11 protein-coding genes and 1 pseudogene are annotated in these 10734 nt (G+C 39.4%); 8 read left to right on the plus strand and 4 right to left on the minus strand.

Going from position 1 to position 10734, the window contains the following annotated elements:
• The 3 genes from V7K53_RS14765 to V7K53_RS14775 form a co-directional block, all read left to right on the plus strand.
• On the plus strand, positions 1–543 hold a 543-nt coding region (locus V7K53_RS14765), incomplete at its 5' end, for a WD40 repeat domain-containing protein (RefSeq protein ID WP_442940493.1).
• A 221-nt stretch (positions 544–764) separates the two neighbouring features.
• Entirely contained in the window at positions 765–932 is a 168-nt protein-coding gene (locus V7K53_RS14770) for a hypothetical protein (RefSeq protein ID WP_335198275.1), read from the plus strand.
• A gap of 58 nt (positions 933–990) precedes the next feature.
• A complete protein-coding gene (locus V7K53_RS14775) occupies positions 991–1233 on the plus strand; it encodes a DUF6985 domain-containing protein (RefSeq protein ID WP_335198276.1) in 243 nt (80 codons plus the stop codon).
• A gap of 527 nt (positions 1234–1760) precedes the next feature.
• Here V7K53_RS14775 and V7K53_RS14780 read toward each other — a convergent pair.
• On the minus strand, positions 1761–2318 hold the full coding sequence (locus tag V7K53_RS14780) for a GIY-YIG nuclease family protein (RefSeq protein WP_335198277.1): 558 nt from the start codon (positions 2316–2318) through the stop codon (positions 1761–1763).
• 99 nt (positions 2319–2417) lie between these two features.
• Between V7K53_RS14780 and V7K53_RS14785 the strand changes: the two genes are divergently transcribed.
• Positions 2418–3728: an IS701 family transposase gene (locus tag V7K53_RS14785; RefSeq protein ID WP_335198284.1), complete on the plus strand. Its 1311-nt coding sequence runs from the start codon at positions 2418–2420 to the stop codon at positions 3726–3728.
• Here V7K53_RS14785 and V7K53_RS14790 read toward each other — a convergent pair.
• Complete coding sequence (locus V7K53_RS14790; protein ID WP_335198278.1) at positions 3697–5061, minus strand: IS4 family transposase; 1365 nt, start codon at positions 5059–5061, stop codon at positions 3697–3699. The genes V7K53_RS14785 and V7K53_RS14790 overlap by 32 nt on opposite strands.
• A gap of 347 nt (positions 5062–5408) precedes the next feature.
• Between V7K53_RS14790 and V7K53_RS14795 the strand changes: the two genes are divergently transcribed.
• The 4 genes and pseudogenes from V7K53_RS14795 to V7K53_RS14810 all read left to right on the plus strand — a co-directional run.
• On the plus strand, positions 5409–5654 hold the full coding sequence (locus V7K53_RS14795; protein WP_335198279.1) for a hypothetical protein: 246 nt from the start codon (positions 5409–5411) through the stop codon (positions 5652–5654).
• Positions 5635–6324, plus strand: coding sequence for a methyltransferase domain-containing protein (locus tag V7K53_RS14800; RefSeq protein ID WP_335198280.1), 690 nt, complete (start codon positions 5635–5637; stop codon positions 6322–6324). Before V7K53_RS14795 ends, V7K53_RS14800 begins: the two co-directional genes overlap by 20 nt.
• A gap of 375 nt (positions 6325–6699) precedes the next feature.
• Positions 6700–7629 carry a nucleoside hydrolase gene (locus V7K53_RS14805; protein WP_335198281.1) on the plus strand — a complete coding sequence of 310 codons (930 nt, stop codon included), beginning with the start codon at positions 6700–6702 and terminating at the stop codon, positions 7627–7629.
• Between the two features lie 231 nt (positions 7630–7860).
• Positions 7861–8551 (plus strand): annotated as a pseudogene (locus V7K53_RS14810) (ISLre2 family transposase); the annotation flags it as partial.
• A 92-nt stretch (positions 8552–8643) separates the two neighbouring features.
• Here V7K53_RS14810 and V7K53_RS14815 read toward each other — a convergent pair.
• Positions 8644–9984 (minus strand): cytochrome P450, encoded by a 1341-nt coding sequence (locus V7K53_RS14815; RefSeq protein ID WP_335198282.1) that lies wholly within the window; start codon positions 9982–9984, stop codon positions 8644–8646.
• Positions 9985–10104: 120 nt separating this feature from the next.
• The gene (locus V7K53_RS14820) at positions 10105–10515 is read right to left on the minus strand and encodes a hypothetical protein (RefSeq protein ID WP_335198283.1); all 411 of its coding nucleotides are present in this window, start codon (positions 10513–10515) and stop codon (positions 10105–10107) included.
• Positions 10516–10734: the final 219 nt, after the last annotated feature.

Genomic DNA, 10734 nt, shown 5'->3' on the forward strand with positions numbered 1-10734 from the left:
CATACGCTTAAGCTGCTTGATACCATTACTACACACTCAGGATTTGTGAGTAAAGTTGCATTTAGCCCTGATATGCAAACCCTTGTAAGTGCTGGGGGTGGCGATGATAATACAATTAGGCTGATTGATTTACAAACTAAAAAAACACGCCATATTCTCAAAGGGCACAAAACCGGAATTGATGCTATTGCCATTACTCCAGATAGTAAAAAGCTTGTTACTGGTAGTTTTGGTCAGCTAGTTTCTCGAAATCGTGCAATTAGTACTCTGAAATTATGGAATCTTCAAACTGGAAAACTGCTGCATGAGTTTAGTGATAATTTTAATTCAGTTGAATCTCTTGCCATTAGCCCTAATGGAAAAATTCTGATTTGCGGCAATTATGATGGCAGTATTAAACTGTGGAGCTTAGAAACTTTAAAGCCGTTGCATACCTTTCAAGATGGTTCCAGTTCTGTTTTAGGGCTTGCTTTAAGTTTGGATGGTAAAACCCTCGTTAGTAGCAATGAAGATAGCATTATACATATTTGGCAAATTCAATAACTGCATTTGCGCTATTTGGGGTGAATGGGAATTCCTAAAAGGAGAAGCTGGTTAGGTATACAGAACTTAACTATTCCTAAAAGGAAAAGCTGGTTAGGTATACAGAACTTAACTTTAACTATCGATATTCTCGCTCAAAAAGTACAACTAATTTCAAAGTAAAATTTTTACTAGTTTCTTAGAGTTGCTAGGGAAACCCAGAATAAAGGTAATATCTGAAGATGATGGAATCCCCAAGAAGTTATTACGATGCTGAGTTTGGACAGATGACATTGGAAGATAACTATTGGACTTTAGCACAATGTGCTGTTTTGGGCGATCGCCGTGTACCGATTTGTGTGGATTTTGAACAGAGGCAGATTGGGGAACTTTCATTGCAAAGGGCGTGAAGCTATTCGGCAGGCTTTAGCTTTGCCACCCGATGTATGACGCATCACTGCTCCTCTGGTGCTGCAAAATTATGATGTATATCGTGACATGATTGGAGATGAGTCAATGCCTGTGTTAGCTAATCCGATTCAGGTCTGGGATCAAGTCACTTTCTCATATATTTATGTGGAGTATGACCTAGATATTGCTACCTTTAAGTTGATAGCTGAGTGTGACTGGGAGCCAGAACACGGCTTAGAAGTACGCTTTCGCAATGGAGTAGCAGACGATGCAGATCAGATAGGTGAAACAGGACGGTAAAAACTATATAGCTTGGTATAAAACCGTGGTGAATTGAAGCATAGCGCTTATCGCTTATCGCTTATGATTACTGCTTAGTGCTACGATTGCTGAGTCCAAATTTACTTACATATACAAAAAAAGTTGTTTGAGCTATTAGGATTCCGAGCGCTGTACCGGAGAATGCTGCCTGAGCTTGAAAAATTGTAAGCTCATGAAGGTTTCGGGGTTCAGTCCCGAATTCTAGATGGAATTGCCATCTTGCTGCTTGTGGATTGGTAAGAAAACTCAGAAATAGACTTAGAATATAGCCAAGAACCGTAAATAATAAAGCTGTAGGAATAGTCAGCTTTAAGTTTTGAAAGAGTAACGAGCGCATGGAGAAAATTGTTTAACTTTAAAGTTTTTACAACTATTCTGATAGTTACACAATTATGAATTAATTACGAATTACGAATTACGAATTAGTAATTATTAGATAGTGCCGGATTTTTCCCTGGTAAGCAGTTTAAAGAAAAAGTAGCGCCATAAAGCATAAGTAAGCCACCCTACCCAAAAGGTTGCCCCCAGCGCACCCAGTTCTCTTTATTGAACGGACTACGCCACTTCAAAATTAAGTTCAATTCCAATTCCTGCCGTGCGCGCCGGTCTGTGGGTGCATCCCACCAGAAAGCGATGCTCACGGAGCGTTGCAGTCCATAATGATGATGCAGTGAATGGTAACTATCTAGATATTGCTTGCATCCATGCTCACCTTTCCACCTTTTACCAGATCGTCTTGTTTCACCAACATACAACAGCAAGGGCATGGCATTATCAATGACGAAATAAATAGCGGCGCTACCCGCATCTGTTGGCATCCTGTAAAACGCCATTGATTGCAAAGGTAGAGTAAAAGGATCTATCGCGTCTGGGTCGAAGCGGTTAGGTGTAATATCAAATAACGCCGTCTGTTCAGGTGGTTTGCTCTCCCTCACCCGTTGCTGATAGTGCAAAATCTGCGCTTTCCACTTCAGTAGGGCATCACCGCTCATCAGCAGTCCCTCTGTTCTGCGTATCGGCGTGGGCTTCACTTCTGAAAATAGATTTAGCTGATTTGGTTCCAAGGTGAGTACAAAGGGTGCGATCGACTAGATGATTATCCCTCTTTTGTCACTATTATGAGAGAATAATTGGGTAAAAACGATGAAAGCATTACAGAGATAATGTTTGAGTCTCGGCCAGCTGCGCCAACAGTCAAATTCGTAGACGAATATTGTCAGTGGTATAAAAAGCTATTTTCAGATGTTAGGAGCTTTGAAGCATTTAAGTACCTACATGTGGGATGTATTTCTGAATTAAAACGGAAAACCTTACCAGAAATAGCAAAAATCGTAGGGTTGGATAACCAGCAGAGCTTACATCATTTTTTAACTAAATCGCCTTGGGATATAGAAAAGTTAAGAGCTTTACGTTTAGAACTAATTTTAGAAGTAATCAAAGGTAGACCAATCATTTTAATTATTGATGAAACTGGAGATAGGAAAAAAGGCTCGTCAACAGATTATGTAACTCGGCAGTATATAGGAAATTTAGGAAAAATTGAGAATGGAATTGTTGTAGTAACAGCGTATGGTGTGTTCTGCGGAATGACTTTTCCATTACTATTTGAAGTATACAAGCCTCGTGAAACATTGAAGCCAGAAGATAAGTATCTAACCAAACCACAAATAGCAGCCAAGTTGATGAAAAGGCTCAAGTCAATGGGCTTTAAATTCAATTTGGTATTGGCAGATAGTTTATATGGTGAGAGTGGTACTAATTTTATATCTGTGTTAGATGAAATGAATCTCAATTACATAGTTGCGATTCGTTCAAATCATTATGTGGAGCTACTTCCAAAGCAGCGTACTCAATATTTAGATTGGCAAAAATTCAAAAGAGTGTTTTCTGACCTTAATAGTGAAAAAAGATTTATTAGAGAGATCATTCACGGAAAACGTGGAGAACACAGATATTGGCAGCTCACAACAGACATTGAAAAATTGCCAGGAAACTCTACTTGGTATGTGATGAGTAATTATCCTGACATTACACCAAGGGAAGTCGGTAATTTTTATGGATTAAGAACTTGGGTTGAATATGGCTTAAAGCAAAGTAAAAATGAATTAGGTTGGGCTGATTATCGTTTGACTCATTATCCAGATATTGAACGCTGGTGGGAGATTGTTTGTAGTAGCTACTTGATGGTTAGCTTACATTCAGAAACTCTGCGTTCATCTTCACCACAACCAGAATCAAAATTTGCTTCACATCAAAGGTGGGATGATGGAAAGGGTTGGAAGAACATTCTAAACAATCTTCGCTTAATAATTCAACCTTTTACTTTGTTTAACTTAATATATCCTTGGTTAACAGTTTTTCCTATTCCTCAATTGTTGAGTGGTTTTACTAAACTCCAATCGATTGTTTATAACCTCACTTCTCCAATTTTTACATTCCTGTTCAACCTTGATTTTCATTTTTCCTCTGCTTAAAGTGACAAAAGAGGGCTAAGTATCCTCCCAGGCGAGCGATAGCGCGAATAGCCCAATCAACAGTAAATTCGATATCTTTTTTAAATTTAGGCGGGCTACTAGCTATCAGTACATCCATTTGTACTTTTGTTAACACAACATTAGCATCAAGGTGTGGGCAATTACGGTGCAAGTACGTCATTCGCAATAGCTGTGCGGCAATCACAGTTAAAAATCCCAACATCGTTGACATACTTTCACCAGCTAATCGGTAGCTTTCGGCTTGGCAACCTGACTTGAGAATTTTATGATACTCTTCAACTCGCCAACGGTACGTATACCAACGGAGAATTTGAGTTGCTGATTGCTCCGAATCAACTAGCTCAGTAGTTAATAGCATCCACTCTACTGGTTCACAATTTTCTGGACAATTAATTTCTCTTGCATAGACTGCATAAACATGAAAACTACCTTGATTTTTTAGCCTTGTTGGAGGACTGATTGATACTGGACAATATCTAACTTCTAAGGTGGCAGTTCTGGCATTACACTTTTTGGTTTCGGCTAGTTCAACGTCTTTTACAAACTTGAGAGTAGTGGAAGTTACGTATGACCATAAATGGCCATTCTCTGCTTCTAGACAACAGTTATGTGCCGCCCTGACTACTACACCTGCGTTTTTAGTTTGACTGATTTGAGCGAAGACTTCTGCAATATCGCCTTCTCGGTCAAAGACATGAATTATCTTCGATGGTAATCCCCCTACTGGAATTTCTAAAGTAGAAAATTGTTTTTCTATCTTTGAGAAAGCTTCAACCCATCTGTAAGATTCTTTGGACTTAAATTCTTTATTTCTTTTAGCTTTTCGCTCTTTTTTTAGACGCTCTTCTTTAACTTCTTGGGTTTCATTACTCGGCTGTGGTGCTTTATGATCTCTATGCCAAAGCTTCTCCCACAATAACCCCAAGGGCTGTCCCAAATCAGGTTCTAAAGCTAAATAACTATGTAAAATTAATCCATTTCCACCATTACTTATTGGGACGTATTCTTCTCTTTTAGCTAGTATTTTTTTGTAATCTAAAAAAGTTGTATCTCCTACAGCTAACACCACAGGAGTGCCGTTTATTTCTTGGGCTGTTTGTTTAAAGTAAGGTTGAGTCAACGATTCAAAATTGGTTTTTGGATTCGAGAAAAATTCGTAACCACGTTTGAGGTCACTAGCTATTTTAAATATTTTTGATAAAGGCTGACCATATTTTACTGATAAAAGTTCACCTATAAATGCTGCTCTTTGGGTTAAACGCTTGTCTCCAAAGTTACATTCTTCATACAGATTCTTCTCTAAGATTTTCATTTCCACTCATTGACACACCTACCACGACAATATCTAAAATCACAAGCTAATTCTCTGGTATTAGTTCGCGTACATCTTCCGCGAACCAACTTCCCTTTTCCACATGGGGAGATGACGAAATACGTGTAAAATGACCCACGTTGTCAACTTTTGTAACGCATACTTTCAAAACTCTTGATTATTCGATGTTTCAACATCCAACTTGACCTAAAACTAGAGAAGCTGACACCTTATGCCAAGTGCTTGAAAGCATTGTTACAACTTGCTTGTAGCTTTTGCTTCTCAAAATATACAGAACTTTACGCAGTTCCGGCTTTCAATAGTGTTGGAACATTTTCATAAATTCAGTGCTGGATTTTAGAATTTCAGGCATTAAAAATAGCACTAAAATGGGTAAAGTTCCAATTCCAAAACTCCCAAAGGAACTTATTGATGGGATATGGCACTTCATGTCAGCGTCTCTAGTATTGCCCCATTTAGGAAGTGATCTTCTTCCAGAGTTCGTTTCTTCTGCAACAGAGCATCGTGGACTAAAAGCATTTGAATGGTACTACGCACTTTTAGAGGTAAAGTATGAGAAACGAGAAAGTTGACAATAAGCTTAATAAGATACGACAGGTTAGAGAACCATACGGCATCTATATGGGGGGCATTTCTATTGTTGTATTCCCAAAAGTTTATCCAACATCTGAGCTATCTGAGCTTATTTGCGAATGCATGGACGATCCAAATTTTGGCATTCGTAAAGGAGATCGAGTACTTGATTATGGAACTGGTACAGGATTTTTGGCGGTTCAGGCTGCGCTTAGGGGAGCAACTGTCGTAGCTACCGACATCAATCCTTATGCTGTGAAATGTGCGCAAGAGAATGCACACCTTCACTCGGTATCTTCTAGAATTACAATTCGTGAAGGGGATGGATTCTCACCACTTCGCTCGGATGAAAAATTTGACATTATTGTTGCCGAACTTCCTTGGGATTGTGCTCATGCTGAGGACGTTGTTGAATTATCTATGTACGATCCTGAATTTCACATGCGTAAAATCTTGTTTAAAAATGCTCTGGAAGTTCTACAGCCGCATGGGCGAATCTTTATGACGTATGCTCGGTTTATTCAGCAGAGATATCCTATCGAACAGTTTGGCGAGTCCTTCATTTATCGCGTTGTTAGAGAGCGTGTCATAAAAGGTGAGCCACACTATGCTTATTTGATTAACCCTGCTCCGGCCATCAATCTACGCACGGCTTCAACCGAATCCTAATTAGGTGGATGCCTAAGCCAGGAAGTCACCCCCCTGACTTAGCTACAGAACCGTGCATGAATTGTTAAATTCACACGGCTCGGCGTAAATAGAAGGTTCATGCAACCAGGGACAACCTGTAGCTAAAAACCTTATACAGCAACCGTTACAGAGATTGATACGAGATTTAACCACGCTCATTAAAAGATAAGTTGCATAAATGATTTTTCTAGCTCATAGACAGTAAAAGAACTTTGCCTAAAACGGAGCTTGGAGTACCTGTAAGTTTGGTGTCTCAAAGTATTATCGCTTCGTCTCGAAATTGAAAAACATTGCCTAAAATGAGACAAACTAGGCAATATTCTCATTTGTATTTCTTATCAATTAAGGCTAATTATGCGTAAACTACTAATTGATACAGATACTGCTTCTGATGATGCTGTAGCAATTATGATGGCCCATTCTTGGACAGATGTACAAGTTGTTGCAATAACAATTGTTAATGGAAATGTTTCTGTTGAACAGGGTTTGAAAAATGCACTGTACACGTTAGAAACTTGTAAGGCTACTACACCTGTGTATGTTGGGTGTAAAAAACCAATTCTCAGAAAAAGTAATTATGCTGAATGGTTTCATGGCAAAGATGGTATGGGAAATATGTACTATCCCGATTCACATATCAAACCCAAAATGTCACATGCAACTGATGCAATCATAGATTTACTAAAAACTTATCCTGATGAAATTACCCTCGTCACCTTGGGGCCTCTGACAAATATTGCTATTGCATTAAGCCGTGCTCCTGAAATTGCTTCCTTAGTTCCTCGCTATGTAGTAATGGGTGGATCTGCTAATACAGTTGGTAATGTTACACCTGCTGCTGAATACAATATTTGGGTAGATCCAGAAGCAGCAAAGGTCGTTTTTCATAGTGGAATGCCAATTGAAATGGTTGGTTGGGAACTCAGCCGATATACTGCCGCATTGACCTCTACTGAAATCGACATGATTGAGGCTTTCGGAACAGATAAATCGCTTTTAGCAGTGAATAGCAATCGATTTTCTTTTGAAGCTTCTAGAAAACTACAAGGAGCTATTGGATTAACACTAGCAGATCCAGTAGCGATGGCAGTTGCTCTTGATCCTACGATTGTAACCCGTCAAGGCAAATATTTTGTAGATATAGAAATAACAAGTGATCTAACTCGCGGTATGACAGTTATTGATGAATTAGATGTCCTTCATAAAGAACCAAACATAACTGTAGTTCGAGAAATTGACATACCAAGATGGAAAGAGATTTTATATAGTTGCTTAAGAAAATAAACGATTAGCATTGCAGGTCGCTAGGGGAGCAACGCGATTTTGTGATATCGGATCAAAAACCAGCGATCGCTAAAAACCTATTTAGCTGTACTTAGAATAGTTATTGCCTTGAATCAGGCATTAATACTGGGTTAAATTGTAGATTATTTTAGGATACAAAAAAAGGTAGGATTCCCTTTGGAGTAAAGGTTTTGATATCTGACATCAAAACAAAAACAGGGAATACTTACCATGAAAAATAATATATATTGTAATTTTGATTTAAGCAAATCGGCGTCACACTTTCAAGAAAAAGTTACGAAAATTTTAGAATTAACGAATATCCCAGAATGGAATGGACAAACTTTCAAGTTACGTGAAAAACAAATTAGGGAATCGGCATTAATTTTAGCAGGAGAATGTATTGCTTTGTTGCTTCATGACTTGTCTAAATCTCAAGAATTTTTGCACAAAACAATGCAGGAAACTCAGGGATGGTGGCACAATAAAACGCGAAAGCACGGTTGTAAAAGACGGCAAATATTAACAGTTGGTAATGTCGCAGTAACTTTAAAGCTACCGTATGTAGTTGAACGTCAGACTCAAACAAATAAAAATAAAAAATCTACTCATGTTGGATTCTGCCCATTCTTAAGATATTTAGGAATGTCCGAAGGTTTAACCCCTGGAGTTTTATCGACTATTGCCCGATATGGTGCAATTGCTGGCTCGTTTGAGGCAGCACGGACAACATTAATTGATTGGGGCATAAATATTAGCTTAAAACGCATAGAACGGCTAACATATTACTTTGGTAAAATTGGCATAAATTTGCGTGAATCAAAACTAACAAGTTTAGAGCTTGGTAGTTTACCGATTCGTAACATTCTTAAAGACCAGCGTGAAGTTAAAAGCTGTAGATGGCGGTCGTACACGGATTCGGAGCTTGTTACTCTTCATAAAGCGCTAGCGCATCTATATTAGGGTACAACTCGTGGGATGTCTACCCGCCGGGAGCATCGCGCTTACGCCATTTTAGCGCCTTCCCTTCAACACCATGTTCACCCCGCCTCCAGGAGCAACGGTAACACCCCGTCTCTGTGGTTTCACGTCTCGATTATCAACTAACTCCATCTGATAATTTGCTAGAATAGTTGCTAATACCAACTTCATCTCAAACATTGCCAAAGCCTCGCCAATACAACGCCTTGCTCCACCACCAAAGGGGAAAAACTCATAAGGTGTATATTGTCTCTCTAAAAATCTTTCTGGTTTAAACTCCTTGGGGTTTGGGTATAAATCTTCACGCTGGTGGGTTAAATAAATACAACCATACACCCTAGTACCTGGTTCTAATTGATAACCCATTAATTCCACGGATTCTTTTACCTCGCGTGGAACAGTTAACAGTGCAACCGGATAAATCCGCAAAGTTTCATTGGCAACAGCAGTAAGGTAGGGTAGTTTAAAAATGCTCATTGGTTCTGGAGAATCACCAACGCTATCCAACTCACTCAGCAATTTCTCCAGAATTTCTGGCTGTTTATGAACCCAGTATAAAGCCCAAGATATCGCCGTTGCAGTGGTTTCATGTCCAGCAACCAGTAGGGTGATTAACTCATCATGTAATTCTTGATCGCTCATTTCCTCCCCATTTTCGTCACGCGCTGATATCAACAAGGTAAAGATATCTTTAGCGGAAGGATCGTATTGTGAACGCCGCTCTCTAATTTCAGCATAGAGTAATTGGTCAATTTGTTGCTGCAAGCGATGAAAATATCCCCAAGGACTCCTTGCACCTAAATCTTTTCTTAAGAACGGAAAAAAAAGCAAGCTAGAGACTAAGGGAGATGTAAAGGAATCCATCAACTCAGTCATCAGTTGTTTGAGTTTTTGGAAACGTTCTCCCTCATGGATAGCAAAGACAACCTTTAAGATGACTTCTATAGAGATACTCTGGACAACATTACGCGCAAAGAAAGTTGTCCCAGGGGTTAATTGGCTAAATATCCCCTCTGTCAGGTGACAAATAGTTTGTCCATAACCACGCATTCTATCACCGTGAAAGGGAGGCATTAACAACTTCCGTTCCCGTTTGTGGCGATCGCTTTCTAGGCAAAATATGGAATTATCTCCGACTACAAGCTGTAAAAGTCCATTGCTGGGGGTATAAAACTCTTTACTATCCCTGGTAAACAGTTGTTGCAACCCCTCTGGATTGCTGACTAACAATAGCCGTTGATAATTCCCAATGATCGGCGCGTTAAAAATGTCACCATAGTGTTGGTAAGCATTATCCATATAACCGAGGGGATCGATAATATACTGAATCTTCTGCAACCAATCGGGAGTTTTGGGACTATCAGGTAGATTCATAAGCTGTTGTTGATTTCTAAATTGAAACCTGTAAATAATTATTGGGTTTTGACTATCGTAGTCTGTAAAGTTCTGGTTGACCGGCAAAAGTCTGAGTACAAGAATTATCTAGTGATGAAACTACCACCCTACAAAGATTTCGCCAATACAGCCAACGAGAAAGAGGGAAGAAGAAAACTTTTGAGATGATAAGTCCAATGCCTTTGAGAAAGGAATGCTCTCAAATCTGCTCTTTGATTGTACTGTCTCGCTTATCTTTAGTGTTGGCGATCGCAACAAGTCGTTGCTGTCGTTGCTTTTAGTCTTCGCCGTCAAGCGGACTGTTATTAGCCCTAGTAAAATCCGTCTCTCGGATATCTGCATAATTAAAGTTTGCCCCAGCAATGTTTTGACCTTTGAGCTTTTTCCTTGGTCGCCCACAGAACGTGGTTGCTGGTGATGGTGTGTTGAGTAAGGAAATCTGGGGATGGAGAAAGTAGCGACACCGGACAGCCCGTCGTAGTCATCGCTCTTAAAGCAAAGCGTAGCCAATCGATTTTCTTAAGGCTTCCGAAAGCCCTGCTGATATAGGTTATTTATTGCAATGATGAGCGGTGTGTTGGTGGGAAATCTTGGGTCAAGATTCGTTTTACAAGCTTTTTTAGGCTGATCCCTACTAACGGGACTTAGACAAAACAGGAGAGTAAAAAAGAGTACAATGCTTAATTAGCATAGCTTTCACGTTGAAAAAAGCTCATGAAAGAAACCACC

Origin of the sequence: Nostoc sp. (assembly GCF_036917355.1) — a bacterium.
GTDB lineage: Bacteria > Cyanobacteriota > Cyanobacteriia > Cyanobacteriales > Nostocaceae > Nostoc.

Excerpts from the sequence above, each read along its gene's own strand:
- V7K53_RS14800 (WP_335198280.1), top strand. The coding sequence starts at position 5,635 with ATGAGAAACGAGAAAGTTGACAATAAGCTTAATAAGATACGACAGGTT.
- V7K53_RS14805 (WP_335198281.1), top strand. The coding sequence starts at position 6,700 with ATGCGTAAACTACTAATTGATACAGATACTGCTTCTGATGATGCTGTA.
- V7K53_RS14790 (WP_335198278.1), bottom strand. The coding sequence starts at position 5,061 with ATGAAAATCTTAGAGAAGAATCTGTATGAAGAATGTAACTTTGGAGAC.
- V7K53_RS14785 (WP_335198284.1), top strand. The coding sequence starts at position 2,418 with ATGTTTGAGTCTCGGCCAGCTGCGCCAACAGTCAAATTCGTAGACGAA.
- V7K53_RS14815 (WP_335198282.1), bottom strand. The coding sequence starts at position 9,984 with ATGAATCTACCTGATAGTCCCAAAACTCCCGATTGGTTGCAGAAGATT.
- V7K53_RS14770 (WP_335198275.1), top strand. The coding sequence starts at position 765 with ATGATGGAATCCCCAAGAAGTTATTACGATGCTGAGTTTGGACAGATG.